The sequence below is a fragment of the Cryobacterium sp. Hh38 genome, from assembly GCF_004403235.1.
GTDB classification, from domain to species: domain Bacteria; phylum Actinomycetota; class Actinomycetes; order Actinomycetales; family Microbacteriaceae; genus Cryobacterium; species Cryobacterium levicorallinum.
The window spans coordinates 1-19,206 of the sequence record NZ_SOHD01000031.1 but is presented as its reverse complement, the minus strand read 5'-3'; the positions used below and the strand labels follow the sequence as shown (position 1 = coordinate 19,206).

Below are 19,206 nucleotides of genomic sequence, written 5' to 3'. Positions count from 1 at the left end.
TGACAGGCATACATTCGTGACTTTCTCCGAACTTAATATTGACCAGGACATGGTCGACTCCCTTGCTGACAAGGGCATCCTCGAACCGTTCCCCATTCAAACCCAGACCATCCCGCTCGCTCTCGCCGGCCAGGACATCATCGGCCAGGCCAAGACCGGCACCGGAAAGACCTTCGGCTTCGGGCTTCCGGTGATTCAGCGCCTCGGACTCGACCCGGAGCCCGGTGTGCAGGCGCTCATCGTCGTTCCGACGCGCGAACTGTGCGTGCAGGTCTCCGAAGACCTCGAACTCGCCGCGGCGAACCGTAATACAAAGATCGTCTCCATCTACGGCGGCAAGGCCTATGAGGGTCAGATCGAACAGCTCAAGGCTGGCGCTCAGATCGTCGTCGGCACCCCCGGCCGTCTGCTCGACCTCGCCGGCCAGCGTTTGCTCACCCTCGCCAACGTGCGCGAGATGGTGCTCGATGAGGCCGACAAGATGCTCGACCTCGGCTTCCTCTCCGACATTGAGAAGCTGTTCGCGCAGACCCCGGCGACCCGCCACACAATGCTGTTCTCGGCGACGATGCCCGGACCGATCGTTGCCCTGGCCCGCCGCTTCATGAACCGCCCGATTCACATTCGCGCGACCGACCCCGACGAAGGCCTCATGCAGGCCAACATCGAACACCTGGTCTACCGCGCGCACAACATGGACAAGGATGAGGTCATCGGCCGCATCCTCATGGCTGAGGGCCGTGGCAAGACCATCATCTTCACCCGCACCAAGCGTGCCGCCGCGAAGCTCGTCGAAGAACTTGGCGACCGTGGCTTCAACGCCACCGCCGTGCACGGCGACCTGAACCAGGAACAGCGCGAACGCGCCATGGCCAGCTTCAAGAGCGGCAAGAAAGAGATTCTGATTGCAACGGATGTCGCCGCTCGCGGCATCGACGTGGAAGACGTCACCCACGTGATCAACCACACCATCCCCGAAGACGAGAAGGCGTACCTGCACCGCGTCGGCCGCACGGGTCGCGCCGGCAAGAACGGAATCGCCGTCACCTTCGTCGACTGGGACGACCTGCACAAGTGGTCGCTCATCAACAAGGCCCTGGACTTCGGCCAGCCGGAACCGATGGAGACGTACTCCTCGTCACCGCACCTCTACACCGACCTGAACATTCCAGCCGGCTCCAAGGGCCGCCTGCGCGCCACCCCGGTGAAGGAGGTCACCGCGGGGGACGCTCGCACCGGCGGGGCCGGACGTACCAGCGGGTCGCGTTCCGCCGGAGCGGGCAGCCGATCCGGCGCGGCACGCTCTGGTCGCTCGGAGAGCGGGCGCTCCGAGGGCGGTCGTGGCTCCGGCCGTGGCGACTCTGCGCGCACCGGTTCTGACCGGCCAGCGACGAGCCCGGTTGCCGACGACGCCAGTCGCCCCGCCCGGTCGCGCACCCGCGTCGGCTCCAGCACGAACCCGGACGCCCCGGCGGCAACTCCGGCCGCCGGCACGCACGATGGCGGCGGAGCCGAGCACCACGACGGAAACAACGCCCCGCTGCGTCGCAGCCGCACCCGTCGTCGCTCACCGCAGACCGGCAGCGCGATCTAATAGCTGCTCAGCACCGCTCGCGCCCGGCACCCGGGCTGCCCTCGCTTCGGCTTCGGCAGCCTCGGAGGTCGGGCGCGTTTGCGTTCAATGCTGCGGCATCCGCTTCAGGGGATCAACCGTAAACCGGAGCCGCGCCGCGGCCCTCGGCGATGATGCGGTCGAGAACGTCGGGGGCTGTGGTGTTCTCGCCGAGCAGGTTGGGCTTGCCGGTGCCGTGATAGTCGCTCGAACCGGTGACGGACAGCCCGAATTTGGCGGCGAGCTCGTACAGCCGTTTGGTGGGTTCCGGATTATTCTCGCGATGCTCCAGTTCGAGTCCGAACAGTCCGGCCTCAACCATCGTCTTCAAGCTGGATTCGGCGACGACGTCGCCGATGCCACGGGTGGCGGGGTGGGCGATGACCGGCACCCCCCCGGCGGCGCGCACGAGCTCGATCGCTCGCACCGGATCGGGAGCGTAGTGCGGCTGAAAGTAGCCGGCCTTCCAGTGCAGAATGTCGGCGAAGGCCGCGCTGCGATTGAGGGCGTGCCCGCGGGCCACGAGGGCATCGGCGATATGTGGCCGGCCGACCGTGGCCTCAGGGGTGGTCTGGGCGAGCACATCGTCCCAGCTCAGGTCGTAGTCCACGCCGATGCGGGCGACCATCTGCTCGGCCCGGCTGAGCCGGGCTGCGCGCACGCGGGTCATCTCCGCCAGCAGCGCCGAATCGTCAGGGTCAAAAAGATATGCCAAAAGGTGCACACTGGCGTACCGCACGCGGGTGCTGAATTCCATTCCCGGAATAAGTGTCAGGTGCTCGGTGCGTGCGGCCGCGGAAGCCTCGGCCCAGCCGGCCGTCGAATCGTGGTCGGTGAGGGCGATCGTGCCGAGCCCCGCCACGGCTGCGGCGTGCACGAGCTCCGCCGGAGTCTCGGTGCCGTCCGACACGCTCGAGTGTGCGTGAAGGTCGATCGGACCCCGAAATTGCCGCGCGACTGCCATGCTCCCATGCTAGTTGGACACCTGCGCCCGTTCATTGCTGACCACGGCACTGGGGATTCCCCAGAATACTGATCTAGGGTTCAGAACAATGTTCTCCAGACTCCTTCGGGCACTGATTCTGATCGGTGCCGCCGTCATCCTGCTGGTGGTGACCTGGCCGCAGGCGTTCGGCCTGCACAACAGCTGGGTCGTCGCCCATCTGGTGTCCTTTCGCGCCGTGGCCGTCATCGGCGCGGTCGTCGGGCTCGTCCTGCTCGGGGTACTGCGGTTTATTCGCCCGCTGCGTCGAACATTGGGAATGGCCATGGTGCTGCTCGCCCTGTTCGGTATCGCCAACGTCGGCATTCTGGCCTCCCGCGGTTTCACGACCACGGTTTCGCCCACCCAGGGTCAGCTCAGCGCCGAAGCGGATGCCGACTCCGTCACCGTACTCAGTTGGAACACGCTCGGAGACGCTCCCGGCGCCGCGGTCATCGCCGCGCAAGCGCTGGCCCAAAACGCCGACGTCGTGACCCTGCCCGAAACGACGGAAGAGACCGGCATTCTGATCGCCGAAGCGATGCGCGACGCCGGCCGCCCAATGTGGGTGCACACCCTGGCCTTCGATCTGGTCTCCAAGGCCCGCTCCACCACCGTGCTGATCAGCCCGGACCTGGGCGACTACACGGTCACCAACGCGGCCGGGTCCGGGCCGCCCGGCAACACCAACGTGCTGCCGACCGTCGTGGCCGAACCGGTCGACGGGACCGGCCCCACCATTGTGGCGGTGCATGCCGTTGCACCGATTCAGTATGAGATGTCGAACTGGCGCAGCGATCTCGACTGGCTCGCCACCCAGTGCCAGGGCGACGACGTGATCATGGCGGGCGACTTCAATTCCACGCTCGACCACATGGCGGGCCGAGCGAGCGGCGGCGACTCGGTGCTCGGCAACTGCTCGGATGCTGCCCTGTCAATCGGTGCGGCATCCGTCGGCACGTGGCCGACCGCGATGCCCGCGCTGCTCGGCAGCCCGATCGATCACGTGATGGCCACCCCGAACTGGCGGGTCTTGGGCCTGCAGGTGATCGAGTCACTGGACGAGGCCGGAAGCGATCACCGACCGATCGTGGCGACGCTGACGCCGGCCAGTTAGTTTCGGACAGCCGCGCAGCATCCGCTCGTCGCAGCATCTGCAGCACCCGATCGGGCGCCGCCCAGAGTGCGGTGTGAGAATGGGGGAATGGCTGATACTACTGCTCCCGCACTTATTCCTGCCGCGCGTTCGAACGAGAACCGTTCGACCACTCCCAGGTCTACCGGCTTCAAAGCTTTCATCGCGAGCGGATGGGCCGAACGCACCGACGTTCTGCCGCCAGCTCGCGAGCAGGCACCGTTCGCCGCCGCACGCCGCGCCCGGCTATCCGCGCAGTACCCTGGCCAGCGACTGATCATTCCGGCCGGCCGCCTCAAGCAGCGCTCCAACGACACTGACTACGCCTTCCGCGCCCACTCGGCCTTCGCCCACCTCACCGGCTGGGGCAGCGACAGCGAACCCGGTGCCGTGCTCGTGCTGGAACCAGCGGCCGCTGTCGGCCACGACGCGACCCTGTACTTTCGCGAGCGGGCCGGCCGCGACTCCGACGAGTTCTACGCCAACCCCGACATCGGCGAATTCTGGATCGGACCGCGTCCATCCGTCGCCCAGGTCGCCAGCGACCTCGCCGTCGCGGTGCGCGGCATCGCCGACCTCGCCGCAGTGCTGAAGGCGGTCGACAGCGAAACCCTCGTGTTGCGTGAAGCCGATCCGACCTTTACCGAGCAGGTCGACGAGGCCCGCCTGCGTTTCGCCGCCGAGCGGGTGCTCAGCAGCAACGCCACCGACTCTCCGTTCAGCATCGAGATCAATGCCGAGCATGAGCCGGACGCCGGCCTGGCCCGGGATCTGTCCGAACTGCGCCTCGTGAAGGACGCCTGGGAGATCGCGCAAATGCGCCTCGCTGTCGCCGCCACCGCCCGCGGATTCGACGACGTCATCGCCGACCTCCCCCGCTCCAGCCAGCATGCCCGCGGCGAACGCCTCGTCGAGGGTGTGTTCAACACCCGCGCCCGCAGCGACGGCAACACGGTCGGCTACGACACCATCGCCGCTTCGGGCCCGCACGCCTGCATTCTGCACTGGACCCGCAACGACGGCGTTGTCGCCGCCGGTGACCTCATTCTCATCGACGCCGGCGTCGAACTCGACAGCTACTACACCGCCGACATTACTCGCACCCTCCCGGTGAATGGCGTCTACAGCGACGTCCAGCGCCAGGTCTACGAAACCGTGCGTGAGGCAGCGGATGCCGCCCTCGCCGTCGTTCGCCCCGGTGCCATCTTTCGCGACGTGCACGCCGCCGCGATGCAGGTCATCGCGAGGCGCACCGCGGAGTGGGGAATGCTCCCGGTCACCGCGGAGGAGGCCCTTCTTCCGGACAACGGCCAACACCGCCGTTACATGGTGCACGGTACCAGCCACCACCTCGGCATCGACGTGCACGACTGCGCGCAGGCACGCCGCGACATGTATATGGACGGCGTGCTCGAACCGGGCATGGTCTTCACGATCGAACCCGGCCTGTACTTTCAGCCCGACGACCTCACGGTGCCGGCCGAATTCCGCGGCATCGGCGTGCGCATCGAAGACGACATCCTGGTGACCGCCACCGGAGCCGAAAACCTCTCCGCAGCTATTCCCCGCACCGCGAATGAAGTTGAAGCCTGGATCGCCGCGAAGCACAGCTAAACAGGTTCGCGAGAGCGCAAAAAGTGCCCGATTGGGACTCCCAATCGGGCACTTTTTGCGCTCTCGCGTGACTATTCGGAGGGGATCGGAGGATCTACCGGGGGCGCAGCAGGCGCTGTTGGCTCGGCCTCGCGAAATCCCGAGAGCAGGTTGCGGGCCCGGTTGACCAGTTCGACGTCGACGATGATCTGGTAGTTGGTCGCGATGACCTGCATGGTCGAGGTGAAGTCGCGGCGGCGGCGGTTGATCGCGTAGCTCGCAATGCCGAGCAGCATGCCGAATCCGGCACCCATGATCAGGGCGGCGAAGACGAACGGTAGGCTCGATCCGGTCGGCGAGAACAAAAAGAACAGAATCCCGAAGAAAATTCCCAACCAGGCACCGGATGCCGCGCCAGCGAGCGCGACCCGGCCGTAGGTGAGTTTGCCGGTCACTCGCTCGACACTCTTGAGGTCGTTGCCGACAATCGCCAGCTGCTTCACCGGAAAGTCCGCCTTGGCGAGCGTGTCGACCGCGCTCTGCGCATCGGCGTAGGTGCTGTACGTCGCGAGCACCTCTCCGCGCGGCAACACGGGAGGCAAAACTGGGCGACGCCGGGGAAACAGACTCTGGTTGCTCATTCCGGTATTCTTTCACGCAGACCTGTTGACATGCCCGATCGTGCCACCTCAGGTAATCCATTCAATGGACTCGGCGAACGTCTCCTCACCGTCGTCGTCGTCAAAGACATTGGCCACCATGTGGGTGACGAAGAGCGCAAAGCCCAGAGCAATGTCCTTGAAGAGTTCGCGGTCGAACGGGCCGTACCACGAGACACCGCCCGGGCTTTCGGGGTCCAGGTCGAGCCGGTTGATGGCGAAGTCGCCCTCCAAAGAGAGGATGACGATTCGGAGCGAGCGAAACGGCGGGTTCCCGCCGATCAGGTCGCCGAGACCCCGTGCCTCCTCAGCGTTGACCGCCAGGAGGTGGGACAGCGAAACGGCATTGCCCGCGGTGCGATCGGTTGCGACCGCAAATTTCAGGTAGCTCATCCGGTCGCCGGAGACCAGGTGGATTGATTCGGCCTTGACCGATAATTGCCGATAGGCGAGGATGTCGTGCGCTGCGTTCAGGAGACCGGTGAGCGCCCAGCCGGCGGCGGCGCTGTCTTTGACTTTCCCGTAGTCGGGTGCCACTCCACTCCAGATCAATTGCACGGCTCGCCTCGCCGGCGGAATGCCGTCCTTCGCCGGAAAGCTCAACGTTCGCCCTGCGCCCGGAAAGCGGGCCCGGCCGAGCACCGCGCAGTGAACTTTTGTCGGGAATCATGGGCAAGTTCGCAAACGGTCATGAGCGCAACCCTATTCCGTGCCGGCAATTCGTGCCTGGTCACCATCGTCGGGCTGGTGGCCGACACGGGAAGTCGTGCCGGGCCACCAATGTCGGGCCAGTGGCCTACATTTATATTGTGAGTGCCACCAGAGTTTTTGTCGCCCGACTGGCCGGGTGCACCGTTTTCGACCCCGCGGGCGACCGCGTGGGCAAGGTGCGCGATGTTCTCGTGGTGTATCGAAAAAACGACCCGCCCAGCGTCGTCGGCCTGATCGTGGAGATCCCCGGTAAACGACGCGTCTTCGTGTCGATCAACCGGGTCACCAGCATCGGCAGCGGCCAGGTCATCACGACCGGCCTCATCAATGTTCGCCGCTATGAGCAGCGCGGCGGCGAGGTGCGCGTCATCGCCGAACTCCTCGGCCGCAAGGTGCTCTTCACCGACGGCTCGGGCGACGCCACCATTGAAGACGTCGCGATCAAGGAGGGCACGGAGGCCGACTGGGCGATCAGCCAGCTGTTCGTGCGTCGCCCCAAGACCAGCGCCTCCCCCTTCGTCAAGGGCGTCACGACCTTTGCAACCTGGGCAGAGGTGCGCGAGAAAGCGACCGAAGGCCAGGCGCAGTCCGCCGAACACCTCATCGCGACCTATTCCGACTTGAAACCGGCCGACCTCGCCAATACCCTGCTCGACCTGCCGCGCGAGCGCATGTTTGAGGTGGCCGGCGAGCTGCCCGACGATCGCCTCGCCGACGTGCTCGAGGAGATGCCAGAGACCGATCAGGTCGGCATTCTGACCAGCCTCGGCGATGCCCGCGCCGCCGATGTGCTCGATCAGATGCAGCCCGACGATGCGGCCGACCTCATCGCCCAGCTGCCCGAGGAGCGCGGCGAGCAGCTGCTCGACCTGATGGAGCCCGAAGAAGCCGAAGACGTGCGGTTTCTGCTCTCCTACGCTCCCGACACGGCCGGCGGCCTCATGACGACCGAGCCGATCATCGTCTCGGCCGATGCCACCGTCGCCGAGGGGCTCGCGCGCATCCGTCGTCATGATCTTGCCCCGGCACTCGGTGCGGCGATCTGCGTGACCCTGCCCCCCTACGAAGCTCCCACCGGTCGTTTTCTGGGCATGGTGCATTTTCAGCGGATGCTGCGCTACCCGCCCCACGAGCGGCTCGGCACGCTGCTCGACGCAGGTCTGGATCCGGTGACCGCCGACACGTCGGCCGCCGAAGTCAGCCGTATTCTGGCGAGCTACGACCTTGTGTCGGTGCCCGTGGTCGATGAGAATTACCGACTGGTCGGGGTGGTGACGATTGATGACGTGCTCGATTACCTGCTGCCCGACGACTGGCGCAGCCACGACGGCAATGATGATGTGCGTCGCCGCGCCGCCGCCCGCAGCGAGCTGAGAACCGGCAGCATCCCGCTCCCCGGAGCGCAAAGGACGACTCGTGGCCCGCAATAATCGCGCCGACCTGCGCCTCGATGCGCCCAAGGGGCTGCGAACCGGCAACCTCGTGGGTCTCGGGCGCAACGGCGGCCACAGCCGGGACCGGTTCGGCCGCTTCACCGAGGCCATCGCCCGCGGCATGGGAACCCCCTGGTTTTTGCTCGGACTCACCCTGTTCGCCGTCGCCTGGATTTCCTGGAACACGCTCGCCCCGGTTGCCTGGCGATTCGACTCCGTCGCGCTCGGCTTCATCGCCCTGACCCTCGTGCTCTCGATGCAGGCCTCGTATGCCGCGCCGATGATTCTGCTCGCGCAGAACCGTCAGGACGACCGTGATCGTGTGCAGTTCGAGCAGGACCGCCAGCGGTCAGAACGCACCCTCGCTGACACCGAATATCTCGCCCGTGAGGTTGTAGCGCTGCGCATTGCGATCAAGGACATGGCCTCGAAAGACTTCATCCGCGCGGAACTGCGTGCGTTGCTCGAGCATCTGGATGAGCGCAGTGATGAGCGCAGCGACGAACGAGCAGCCCCAGACAGCACCGACGAAAGCCGCCCCACCGCATGACTTCTACACCTTTTCCTCCGGCCCCTCTGACTCCAGAGCCCGACAGCATCCGCTCCCGCGTCTTCACCGCCCTATCACGGGTGACCGACCCCGAGATTCGCAAGCCCATCACCGACCTCGACATGGTGTCCGGGGTGAGCGTGAGCGATGACGGTCAGGTGAGCGTCGGCATCCGCTTGACCATTGCCGGTTGTCCGGCCGCCCAGCGCATCGAGAGCGACGTTCTCGCCGCCGCCGAGTCGGTGTCCGGGCCGGGGCGCGCGAGCGTCGAGGTGGCGATCATGACCCGCGAGCAACGCACCGCGCTGACTGAGAAGCTGCGCGGCGGCCAGGTGGCACGCAGTGTGCAGTTCGGCCCGGAGTCGCTCACCCGCGTTTACGCGATCACGAGCGGCAAGGGCGGCGTCGGCAAGTCCACCGTCACCGCGAACCTGGCCGTGGCGCTGGCCGGTGAAGGCCTGCGAGTGGGAATCGTCGACGCAGACGTGCACGGCTTCAGCATTCCCGGCCTGCTCGGCCTGGTGCACGACGGCCTCGCGGTCAAACCAACCCAGGTCGGCGACATGATTTTGCCGCCGATCGCGCACGACGTGAAGGTCATCTCGATCGGCATGTTCATCGACGACGCGTCGGCCGCGGTCGCCTGGCGCGGACCGATGCTGCACCGCACGATCAAGCAGTTTCTCACCGATGTGTACTTCGGCGACCTCGACGTGCTGCTGCTCGACCTGCCACCGGGCACCGGCGACGTCGCCATCACGGTCGGCCAGCTGCTCCCCCACGCCGAGGTCATCGTCGTGACCACGCCGCAGTCCGCAGCGGCCGATGTGGCCGAACGCAGCGGCGTCGTGGCCCGCCAGACCGGGCAGAGCGTCTACGGCGTGATCGAGAACATGTCGGCGATGGTGCAGCCCGACGGCAGCTTGCTCGAGCTGTTCGGTTCGGGCGGCGGCGACGAGGTCGCCAGGCGCCTCTCCGTCGGGCAGCCCGCGCCGGTGCCGGTGCTAGCGCAGGTTCCGCTAAGCCTGGCCCTGCGCAGCGGCGGTGATGCCGGGCTCCCGGTCGTGCTCGGCGCGCCCGACGACCCGGCCGCTCGCGCCATTCTGGAGCTCGCGCACCGTATGAAGACGCGGGCCCGCGGACTGGCCGGCCTCAGCCTGGGCCTCACACCGCGCTAGCCGGCCCGGTGAAACCGCCCGGGAATCCTTATTCCTTCGGCTTCACCAGCGTCGCGGCATGGTCGGGAACCTGGTGGTTCTCCTCCCGCGGCGGCCGTTCATAGTCCGAAGCCGGCGGCCTGGGCGGAATGTGCACCTTCGGCGGGTCCGTTTTCTCGTACGGCACGAGCGAGAGCAGATGGCTGATCACGTTCAACCGGCTGGCCCGCTTGTCCTCGCTCTCGACCACCCACCAGGGCGCTTCGGCGATGTCGGTGTGCACGAACATCTCATCCTTCGCCTTGGAATACTCGACCCACTGGGTGATCGACAGCACATCCGTTTCGGAGAGCTTCCAACGCCGCATCGGGTCTTTCAGCCGGGAGCGAAACCGTCGTTCCTGCTCCAGGTCAGACACCGAGAACCAGTACTTGACCAGCAGAATTCCGTCTTCGACCAGCATCCGTTCGAACAGGGGTGCCTGGTGCAGAAACCGACGGTATTCATCGGAAGTGCAGTAGCCCATCACCCGCTCGACGCCAGCCCGGTTGTACCAGGATCGGTCCATCAGCACGATCTCGCCGGTCGAGGGCAGGTGCTCGATGTAACGCTGAAAATACCACTGGCCGCGCTGGCGCTCGGTCGGCATCGGCAGCGCGACGATGCGCGCCACCCGGGGATTGAGATATTCGGTGATGCGCTTGATCGCCGAACCCTTGCCGGCAGCATCGCGGCCCTCGAAGATCACCACGACGCGGGCACCGGATGCCTTCACCCACTGCTGCATCGTGACCAGTTCGGCCTGCAGCCGGGCGAGTTCGGTCTCGTAGATGGACTTTTTTACTCGCTTGGGCTGCTTCAACTCGCTCATCCGTTCTCCTTGGAGCGTTACGTCGCCTCAGAGTCGAACGGGGCCGGCTCGAGCGCGGCCAGGGCGGCTTCCCTGGCACGTTTGCGTTTCAAATAGGCGCCGTCGGGGTTCGGCTCGGCCCGGGAAATTGACGCGGATTGCTCCTTGACCGGGTCTTCATCGGCGAGGGCTTCTCGAATTATGCGGCGGGGATCGTACTGGCGTGGGTCGAGTTTTTTCCAGTCCAGATCGTCGAACTCCGGACCCATCTCGTCGCGCATGCGATCTTTGGCACCATTGGCCATGTCGCGCAGCTGGCGTACCAGGCGAGCAAGCTGGGCGGCGTAGTGCGGCAACTTGTCTGGGCCAAGCAAGAAGACAGCGATGATCCCGATCAGCAGAATCTTTTCGAACGTCAGCCCAAACATGTCCCTAGAATATCTGCCCGGCGGGGCATCCATGGACCAGTCCACCTCGGCCCTAGTCTTGAGCTAATCATCTACTGGAGTTATTTGTGTCTGACATTGAATTGAACTGGAAGTTCTCCGACGACTGTGTCGTCGAATCCGAAGCCATCGCGCGCGCGCGTCAACAATCCCTCGAACTCGGGATCGACGCGATTGCACCCTCGGTGGGCGCACAGTCCGCCGTGATCGCCGCCGCCACCGGGGCCCGCAGCATCCTCGAGGTCGGTACCGGGGCCGGAGTGTCGGGGATCTGGCTGCTCACCGGCGCGCCCGGCGCTACCCTGACCTCGATCGATACCGAGGTCGATCATCTACAGCACGCCAAAGCCAATTTCGCCGAGGCGAAGATTCCGGCCAACCGGGTTCGCCTGATCACAGGCAAGGCCGGTGAGGTGCTGCCCCGCATGAACGAGAATTCTTACGACATTGTGTTCGTTGACGCCGACCCGCAGTCGGTCATCGAATACGTTGAACACGGCCTGCGCCTGGCCCGCCCGGGCGGAACCGTACTCGTGGCTCACGCCCTGTGGCGCGGCCGCGTCGCCGACCCGGCGCAGCGCGACGACGTGGCCACCGGTTTTCGCACGCTGCTGACCGAGATCGCCGGGTCGAGTGCCGTGATCAGCGCGCTCTCCCCCGTCGGCGATGGGCTGCTGCAGATCACCAAGCTGAGCGCTTAACCGACCGCACATAGAAAAGAACGGCTGCGCGAGCAGCCGTTCTTTTCTGTTTCAAACTAGAGGAACGCTACTTCGCCGCAGCGACAACCCCTGCGAGTGCATCGTGAAGTTCCTTGGCCTCGGCGTCGTTGACTGATACAACGAGCCGACCCCCACCTTCGAGCGGTACACGCACGATGATCAGGCGCCCCTCTTTTACCGCCTCCATTGGACCGTCTCCGGTTCGTGGCTTCATGGCCGCCATGAACTCCCCTTCCATTCGTCTTTGTATATCCATTATCGACTATCTCGGCCCGAGACGTAAATTAGGGCCTGATCGCGGTTGTTTAAGGCGGTGTCCAGTCGTAGCCGTCGACACCCCAGCAGATCAGCAGCCAGCCCCACTGCCCGGCCACGCAGACCAGAACGATCGCCACGCGATAGGCCCGGTTACGCGGCATCGCGGCCGCGCCGAGCAGCGGAAACATCGGCATGAGCAGCCGAAACGTGCTGGACTGCGGAAAAAACACCGCAAGCAGGTACAGGGCGTAACTCGCCAGCCACAGCCGCAGGTCAACGCCGAGACGTCGCACGGCGGGGGTGAACAGCAGTAGCGTGAAGGCCAGAATCAGGGCGGTCACCACGACGATACCCAACGGGCTGCCGAGCCACCAGACGCCGCTCTGGAACCAGGCCGTGAACGGCACGAGCTCCTGATAGCCGATGTACGGTGCTCGCCAAGCCAGTTCCGTGTCGGTATAGGCCATCAGGTCGCCGGTCGCCGCCCACGCTGCGAGCGGCCAGGCCAGTCCCATCAGAGCGCTGAACAGGGTAACGGATGCCGCCAGCATCCGCTCTCGAGGCGCAAAAGGATCACGCGCGCGCGTGACGAACCGATAGATCACGTGCAGCCCGAGCGCGAGCGCGAAGGCCAGCCCGCTCGGCCGGGTCAGGGCCATCACCGCGATCACCGGAAACAGCAGCCAGTAGCGGCGTTCGAGCAGCAGGTAGAGCGCGAGGGTCAGAAAGAAGAGGTACATCGACTCGGCGTAGGCGAACTGCAGCATGGGCGACAGCGGGGCGGCACAGAACAGAACGACCGCGAACAGGGCCGTGGCCGGCGACTGAACCCGGGCCATCAGCCGGTAGAACAGCAGCGCGGTGCCGAGGCTGAAGGCGACCGAGACGAACACCGCCACCGGCGCCCAGGATAACCCGGTCAGTTCCATAAGCAGGCGCGCCAGTACCGGGTACCCCGGCATGAACGCCCAGGCGTTCTCGCCGATCTGGCCGGTCGAGGTTTCCGGCAGCACACTCGGGTAGCCGACAACGGCGACGATGTTGTACCAGTTGCCGTCCCACATATTGGCGAAGTCGGTGTATTTCGGGCTCGCGCCGGTCCAGGCGTTGGGGCCCTGCACGCTCGCCAGCATGAGGACCAGGCTCGTCGTGACCACGCGCGACAGCGCCCAGACCACGATCACCTTGCCCCACCACGGCGTCAGCCGATAGCGGGCCTGCCACGCAGCGGGCAGCCGGCGGGCGGGCGGGCGGGGGTCTGGGCGGCGGGTGGCTTGGTTGCGGGAGCGCAGCGTCCGCTCAGTCATCGTTCTGTCGCTGCGTTAGCGAACGGATGCGCTCAGCCAGGCGCGCAGTCCGATCTCGCAGGCCGTGATCTCTTCTACGGCCACGCGCTCGTCGTCGGCGTGCGCCTTCAGCGGGTCGCCGGGGCCGTAGTTGACGGCCGGAACGCCGAGGGCGGAGAAGCGTGCGACGTCGGTCCAGCCGTATTTGGGCGTGGCCACGCCGCCGACGGCAGCGAGGAATTCGCGGGCGAGCGGGGCGTCGAGGCCGGGGCGCGCTCCCTCGGCCCGGTCCACGACCGTCAGATCGTAGCCGGCGAACAGCTCGCGCAGGTGGGCGACGGCCTCATCGCCGCTGCGGCTCGGCGCGAAACGGTAGTTGACGTGCACCATGCACTCGTCCGGGATGATATTGCCGGCGACACCGCCGGTGATGCCGACCGCGTTGAGTCCTTCGCGGTAGATCAGGCCCTCAACCTCAACCTCGCGGGCCTGATACCCGGCTAAAATGTTCAGGATGGGTGCGGCCTTGTGGATGGCGTTCTCGCCGACCCAGCTGCGCGCGGAGTGCGAGCGCAGTCCGAACGTGCGGATCTCGACCCGCAGGTTGCCGTTGCAACCGCCCTCGATCTGGCTTTTGGTCGGTTCGCCGAGAATGGCGAAATCACCCGTGAACAGGTCGGGACGATTGCGAGCCAGACGGCCGAGGCCGTTGAGTTCGTCGGAGACTTCTTCGTGGTCGTACCACATCCAGGTCACGTCGACTCCGGGGTCGCTCAGTTCGGCGGCGAGCTTGAGCTGCACGGCCACCCCCGCCTTCATGTCGACGGTGCCGCGGCCCCACAGGTAGTCGATGCCGTCGATGGTCTCGTAGCAGGTCGGCAGGTTGTCGTTGAGCGGCACGGTGTCGATGTGGCCGGCGATGACGACGCGCTGGGCACGATTCAGGTTGGTGCGAGCGACGACGGTGTCGCCGTCGCGAATGATTTCGAGGTGGTCGAAGCCCTCCAGCGCGGCGACGATCGCATCGGCCAAAGCGGTCTCATTGCCGGAGACCGACTCCATGTCGCAAATTTGTCTGGTCAGTTCGATCGACGTTGCCGTCAGGTCAAGCACGGTGAATTTTGCTGGGGCCGGAAGTCTAGAAGTCACCCTACTAATCTAGAGGTATGCCCTCCGTTCTGACCAAAAACGCCCCTTCTGACGCCACTCCGACCCAGGCGTGGGGGTATGGTCTCGCTTCTGTCGCCACCGACGGCACCGTGCTCGACACCTGGTTTCCGACCCCGGCCCTCGGCGCCCTGCCGACCGGCCGCGATCGCTGGATCATTCCGGCCGAACTCAGCGAGGCAGCCGGTGACGACGCGCGTCGAGCGGTGCGCCTCGAAGCCGTCACCGTGGAGATCACCCTTGACGCGGCCCCAGCCAGCACCTCGGATGCCTACCTGCGGCTGCACCTGCTCTCCCACCTGCTCGTTCTGCCGAACAGCATCAACCTCGACGGTATCTTCGCGCACCTGCCCACCGTGGTCTGGACCAACGCCGGCCCCATGCTGCCGGTCGACTTCGCCCGGCTTCGCCCGGCCCTGCAGCGCGCCGGCATACAGGCCAGCGGCGTCGACAAGTTTCCGCCGCTGCTCGACTACGTCGTCCCGGCCGGCGTGAGAATAGCGGATGCCTCCCGCGTGCGGCTCGGCGCGCACCTCGCGCCCGGCACCACCGTGATGCACGAGGGCTTCGTCAACTTCAACGCCGGAACCCTCGGCTCCTCGATGGTCGAGGGCCGTATTTCGCAGGGTGTCGTGGTCGGTGACGGCGCCGATATCGGTGGCGGGGCATCCATTATGGGCACGCTCTCCGGCGGCGGTACCCAGCGCATTTCGATCGGTGCCCGCGCCCTGCTCGGCGCCAACTCCGGGGTCGGCATCGCCATCGGCGACGACAGCGTCGTCGAGGCCGGGCTCTACGTCACGGCCGGCACCAAGGTGATTCTGATCGGCGAGCCGGTCGGGGACGACGGCGCGCGGCCGACGGTGAAGGCCGTGGAGCTTTCCGGCGTGCCGAACCTGCTCTTTCGCCGCAATTCCATCTCCGGCGCCGTCGAGGTCCTCGCCCGCAGCGGCAGCGGCATCACGCTGAACGCCGCGCTGCACGCGTAGCAGCTGCAGAGCGGATGTCGGCGGGTTCCGCTAGCATCCGGGTAGAGGCAACACGCGAGGGAGTGATGTGGGCACCGACGCACCGCGCAGCAAGGGCCATCGCCGCATTCGGCGGTTGCTGATCGCGGTCGGTGTGGTGCTCAGCCTCGTCCTGGTCACGGCCGGGCTCGGGGTGTGGACGGTGACACGGTCGTTCCCGACGCTGTCGGGCACCGTCGACATCGAGGGATTGTCAAACCCGGTGACCGTGACTCGTGACGAAGCCGGGATACCTCAAATCACGGCGAAGACCGCGGCCGACCTGTTTCTGGCCGAGGGCTACGTGCACGCCCAAGACCGCTTCTGGGAGATGGATTTTCGCCGGCACGTGACCAGCGGCCGATTGTCGGAGCTGTTCGGCGAGAGCCAGGTGGGCACCGACACGTTTGTGCGGACGCTCGGCTGGCGAGCCGTCGCCGAACAGGAGGTAGCACTGCTCGACCCGGTCGCGCTTGGCTATTACCAGTCCTACGCCGACGGGGTGAACGCCTACCTCGACACCCACGACGGCGCTGATCTGTCACTGGAGTATGCCGTTTTGGGCCTGCAGAACCCCGGGTATGAGGTCGAGCCGTGGACTCCGGCGGATTCGGTCGCCTGGCTCAAGGCAATGGCCTGGGACCTGCGTTCCAACCTGGATGATGAGATCGACCGGGCACTGCTGTCGACGACGCTCACCCCGACCGAAGTGAACCAGCTGCACCCCGAGTACCCCGCGGGAGCACACCCGACCATCACCGGCAGCCAGACGGTCGTCGTTCCGTCGGCCGGGGCGCCGGAGGCCGCCGAGCCGGCCGGTGAACCAACGGCTGAGCCATCCGCCAGCACCGGCCTCGATTTGACCGTCGAGCCCGCGTCCGTCGACTCTTACGCGGGGGCGCTCACCGAGTTGCGCGCCGCACTCGGGGCAATTCCGGAGCTGCTCGGTCCGGCCGGCGGCGAGATCGGTTCCAACTCCTGGGTCGTCGCCGGCTCCCTCACCAACACCGGCATGCCACTGTTGGCCAACGACCCGCACCTCGGGCCGGCGCTGCCCTCGGTCTGGTACCAGGTCGGGCTGCGCTGCCAGTCGATCACCGCCGACTGCCCGTTCGACGTCGCCGGATACAGCTTCTCCGGTTTGCCCGGCGTGATCATCGGTCACACCGAGCGCATCGCCTGGGGTTTCACCAACCTCGGACCCGACGTCGCCGACCTCTACATTGAAAAAATCACCGGCGACAGCTATGAATTCGACGGCGCGGCGAAGCCGCTCCTGCTGCGCGACGAGAAGATCTCGGTGGCCGGCGGCGATGACGTGAAGATCGAGATTCGCTCGACCGAGCACGGACCGTTACTCAGCGGATTCGACGGCACCACGTACCAACGCATCGCCAGCGACTATCCGAAAGCGGCTGGACTGCCGACCGCTTCCTCCGGGGCAGAGTCCGGCGCTGAGGCCAGCGGTGTTGACCTAACGACGTATGAGCTGTCCCTGCAGTGGACCGCGCTGACACCGGGGCGAACGGCATCCGCTATTTTCGCACTCAACCAGGCGACCGACTGGACCAGCTTTCGGGCTGCCGCTGAACTGTTTGAGGTTCCGGCGCAAAACCTGACCTACGCCGACGTCGAGGGCAATATCGGCTATCAGGCTCCCGGGCTCATCCCCATTCGAGCCAGCGGTAGCGGTACCCTCCCGGTGCCGGGCTGGACCAGTGAATACGGCTGGACCGGCTACATCCCCTTTGAGGTGCTGCCGAGCACGTTCAATCCGCCGAGCGGATACATCGTCACGGCCAATAACGCCGCCGCCGACCCGGGCTCCCCGAACCTGCTGACCGCCGACTGGGATCTCGGATACCGGGCAAACCAGATCACCGCTCGCCTGCAAGAACTCATCGCGGTCGGAACTCCGCTCACCGCGGAGCTGATGAGCGACATTCAGGGCGACAACTACAGTGCGATCGCGGCTGCGCTGGTGCCTCGGCTACAGGAGGTGCGCCTCACCGGTTCAGCAGCTGAGGCGCAGCAGCTGCTCGATGGTTGGGACTACCAGGTGGATGCCGACAGCGCGGCGGCCGCCTACTTCAACGTGATCTGGCGCACGTTGCTGAAGGACATGTTCACCGGAAAGGTCGATGACGGCGCCCACCTCACCGGTGGTGACCGAGCGTTCTCCGTCGTGACGAGCCTGCTCGGCCAGCCTGACTCGCCGTGGTGGTCCAACCCCACCTATGGCACCGTCGGCCAGGAGAGCATGTTGCGGCGGGTCATGACGAGCGCCGCCGCCGAGAGTGCCGATCTGATGGGATCCGACCCGACCGACTGGCAGTGGGGCAGCATCCACACGCTCGACCTCAAGAACGCGAGCTTCGGTGAGTCGGGGATCGCCCCGCTGGAGTGGCTGTTCAACCGCGGACCCTACGAGTTGGCGGGCGGATCCGCCGTCGTGAACGCCGTCGGCTGGGATGCCACCCAGGGCTACCAGGTCGACTGGGTGCCGTCGATGCGGCAGGTGATCAACCTGGAGAACTTCGACGACTCCACCTGGATCAATCTCACCGGGGCATCCGGTCACGCCTTTCATTCCAACTACACCGATCAAGCACCGCTCTGGCGCGACCATGAGACGCGCCCGTGGCTGTTCACCCCCGCCGCCATCAAGGACGACGCGGCCGACACGCTCACCCTCAAGCCCGCGGCGTAGCCTGATTCTGGCCCGAACACCAGCCTGTGGAGAACTTTGACGGGGTTGTAGCAATCCGGTCTATGGTGACCCCATGCGCAACCCGCCGCGACGCCGCCCCGTGCACAGAACTGTGCTCACCGCTGCCGTGCTTTTCCTTGCCGGCACGCTGAGCGGATGCCTGGCCGCTCCCGTCCCGCCCAACACGACATCACCCGTCGCGGAGGCCACGGCCGCTCCCGCTGACGCTCCCCCGATCTTCGCCTCGAACGACGAAGCCCTCGCTGCCGCCGAGGCGGCCTATACCGCGTATCTATCGGCCGGCGATACCGCTGGCGAAATTGGGTCCGATTCTTGGAATGATTACCTCGCTTTAACGACCGGACGCGAGCGAGATGGAGAAATCGAGACAAAGAAGGAATTGGACGACAACGGTTGGAGATTCACCGGCACCACCTCATTTGATTCGATGACAGTGCAGTCGTTTGGGGCTCTATCAAATGCAACATGGGAGATAAAGACCTACGTCTGTCTAGATGTGAGCCAAAGCCAAAAGGTGGATACGACTGGGCAAGCCGTTTCGGATCCAAATCAACCAACGCGCTGGCCATTGGTCGTTGTCTTTTACACCCCAGATGAAATGTCCAATCAACTTCTTATTGCGGAGTCAACGGTATGGTCCGGTTCAAATTTTTGCTAGCTTTCGGTGTCATCTCACTCGTGGCATTGGGTTCGTCCTCGATTTCAGCGTCTTACGCCAGCGAGACGACATGCAGCTCAAGTGACATCAAGAACGATACTTGTCCCCCCGAGCTGGTCTCGGGCGGACTCAACAATGGTCACGGCGTCGATGTATTCGCCGAAGGGTCTGCGACTTCGGACGGCACGGGGAAGGCCACTGGGTCCGGCGGCGGCGCGGCGGGCAGCCAGGTGCGACCGGCCATGTGCG

The 19,206-nt window shown here is 65.7% G+C and carries 18 protein-coding genes; 10 read left to right on the top strand and 8 right to left on the bottom strand.

Annotated features, from left to right (window positions below; all coding sequences use genetic code 11):
* Positions 1–16: 16 nt before the first annotated feature.
* A complete protein-coding gene (locus tag E3T41_RS11325) occupies positions 17–1,594 on the top strand; it encodes a DEAD/DEAH box helicase (RefSeq protein WP_134478664.1) in 1,578 nt (525 codons plus the stop codon).
* 112 nt (positions 1,595–1,706) lie between these two features.
* On the opposite strand, the gene E3T41_RS11320 is transcribed toward E3T41_RS11325, so the two are convergent.
* The gene (locus tag E3T41_RS11320) at positions 1,707–2,576 is read right to left on the bottom strand and encodes a PHP domain-containing protein (protein WP_092450239.1); all 870 of its coding nucleotides are present in this window, start codon (positions 2,574–2,576) and stop codon (positions 1,707–1,709) included.
* A gap of 88 nt (positions 2,577–2,664) precedes the next feature.
* Between E3T41_RS11320 and E3T41_RS11315 the strand changes: the two genes are divergently transcribed.
* Positions 2,665–3,711: an endonuclease/exonuclease/phosphatase family protein gene (locus tag E3T41_RS11315; RefSeq protein WP_134478662.1), complete on the top strand. Its 1,047-nt coding sequence runs from the start codon at positions 2,665–2,667 to the stop codon at positions 3,709–3,711.
* Between the two features lie 87 nt (positions 3,712–3,798).
* On the top strand, positions 3,799–5,343 hold the full coding sequence (locus tag E3T41_RS11310; RefSeq protein WP_092450242.1) for an aminopeptidase P family protein: 1,545 nt from the start codon (positions 3,799–3,801) through the stop codon (positions 5,341–5,343).
* 71 nt (positions 5,344–5,414) lie between these two features.
* On the opposite strand, the gene E3T41_RS11305 is transcribed toward E3T41_RS11310, so the two are convergent.
* Positions 5,415–5,963: a general stress protein gene (locus tag E3T41_RS11305; protein ID WP_092450244.1), complete on the bottom strand. Its 549-nt coding sequence runs from the start codon at positions 5,961–5,963 to the stop codon at positions 5,415–5,417.
* A gap of 48 nt (positions 5,964–6,011) precedes the next feature.
* Positions 6,012–6,539: a hypothetical protein gene (locus tag E3T41_RS11300; protein ID WP_134478660.1), complete on the bottom strand. Its 528-nt coding sequence runs from the start codon at positions 6,537–6,539 to the stop codon at positions 6,012–6,014.
* Between the two features lie 251 nt (positions 6,540–6,790).
* Between E3T41_RS11300 and E3T41_RS11295 the strand changes: the two genes are divergently transcribed.
* Genes E3T41_RS11295 through E3T41_RS11285 form a run of 3 tightly spaced genes read left to right on the top strand, consistent with a single transcriptional unit; the run spans position 6,791 to position 9,853 of the window.
* Positions 6,791–8,122: a magnesium transporter MgtE N-terminal domain-containing protein gene (locus E3T41_RS11295; RefSeq protein WP_134478658.1), complete on the top strand. Its 1,332-nt coding sequence runs from the start codon at positions 6,791–6,793 to the stop codon at positions 8,120–8,122.
* Positions 8,109–8,675: a DUF1003 domain-containing protein gene (locus E3T41_RS11290; RefSeq protein ID WP_092450248.1), complete on the top strand. Its 567-nt coding sequence runs from the start codon at positions 8,109–8,111 to the stop codon at positions 8,673–8,675. Before E3T41_RS11295 ends, E3T41_RS11290 begins: the two co-directional genes overlap by 14 nt.
* A complete protein-coding gene (locus E3T41_RS11285; protein WP_092450250.1) occupies positions 8,672–9,853 on the top strand; it encodes an Mrp/NBP35 family ATP-binding protein in 1,182 nt (393 codons plus the stop codon). Before E3T41_RS11290 ends, E3T41_RS11285 begins: the two co-directional genes overlap by 4 nt.
* Positions 9,854–9,881: 28 nt before the next feature.
* Here the strand turns inward: E3T41_RS11285 and ppk2 are convergent, their stop codons facing one another.
* Both ppk2 and E3T41_RS11275 read right to left on the bottom strand, forming a co-directional pair.
* Positions 9,882–10,703: a polyphosphate kinase 2 gene (gene ppk2 / locus E3T41_RS11280; protein ID WP_092450252.1), complete on the bottom strand. Its 822-nt coding sequence runs from the start codon at positions 10,701–10,703 to the stop codon at positions 9,882–9,884.
* 17 nt (positions 10,704–10,720) lie between these two features.
* On the bottom strand, positions 10,721–11,110 hold the full coding sequence (locus E3T41_RS11275) for a sec-independent translocase (protein ID WP_092450254.1): 390 nt from the start codon (positions 11,108–11,110) through the stop codon (positions 10,721–10,723).
* Positions 11,111–11,196: 86 nt separating this feature from the next.
* Between E3T41_RS11275 and E3T41_RS11270 the strand changes: the two genes are divergently transcribed.
* Complete coding sequence (locus E3T41_RS11270; RefSeq protein WP_092450256.1) at positions 11,197–11,829, top strand: O-methyltransferase; 633 nt, start codon at positions 11,197–11,199, stop codon at positions 11,827–11,829.
* A gap of 67 nt (positions 11,830–11,896) precedes the next feature.
* Here the strand turns inward: E3T41_RS11270 and E3T41_RS11265 are convergent, their stop codons facing one another.
* The 3 genes from E3T41_RS11265 to dapE form a co-directional block, all read right to left on the bottom strand.
* The gene (locus E3T41_RS11265) at positions 11,897–12,073 is read right to left on the bottom strand and encodes a DUF3117 domain-containing protein (protein WP_092108645.1); all 177 of its coding nucleotides are present in this window, start codon (positions 12,071–12,073) and stop codon (positions 11,897–11,899) included.
* Between the two features lie 82 nt (positions 12,074–12,155).
* Positions 12,156–13,415, bottom strand: a complete 1,260-nt coding sequence (locus tag E3T41_RS11260) for a hypothetical protein (protein WP_241991142.1) — start codon at positions 13,413–13,415, stop codon at positions 12,156–12,158.
* Positions 13,416–13,430: 15 nt separating this feature from the next.
* Positions 13,431–14,543: a succinyl-diaminopimelate desuccinylase gene (gene dapE, locus E3T41_RS11255; RefSeq protein ID WP_255455279.1), complete on the bottom strand. Its 1,113-nt coding sequence runs from the start codon at positions 14,541–14,543 to the stop codon at positions 13,431–13,433.
* Between the two features lie 17 nt (positions 14,544–14,560).
* Here dapE and dapD point away from each other — a divergent pair, with 17 nt between their 5' ends.
* The 3 genes from dapD (at position 14,561) to E3T41_RS11240 (ending at position 18,957) form a co-directional block, all read left to right on the top strand.
* On the top strand, positions 14,561–15,550 hold the full coding sequence (dapD, locus tag E3T41_RS11250) for a 2,3,4,5-tetrahydropyridine-2,6-dicarboxylate N-succinyltransferase (protein ID WP_134478656.1): 990 nt from the start codon (positions 14,561–14,563) through the stop codon (positions 15,548–15,550).
* A 67-nt stretch (positions 15,551–15,617) separates the two neighbouring features.
* Positions 15,618–18,278, top strand: a complete 2,661-nt coding sequence (locus tag E3T41_RS11245; protein WP_134478654.1) for a penicillin acylase family protein — start codon at positions 15,618–15,620, stop codon at positions 18,276–18,278.
* Positions 18,279–18,351: 73 nt separating this feature from the next.
* Positions 18,352–18,957 carry a hypothetical protein gene (locus E3T41_RS11240; RefSeq protein WP_134478652.1) on the top strand — a complete coding sequence of 202 codons (606 nt, stop codon included), beginning with the start codon at positions 18,352–18,354 and terminating at the stop codon, positions 18,955–18,957.
* Positions 18,958–19,206 lie beyond the last annotated feature (249 nt).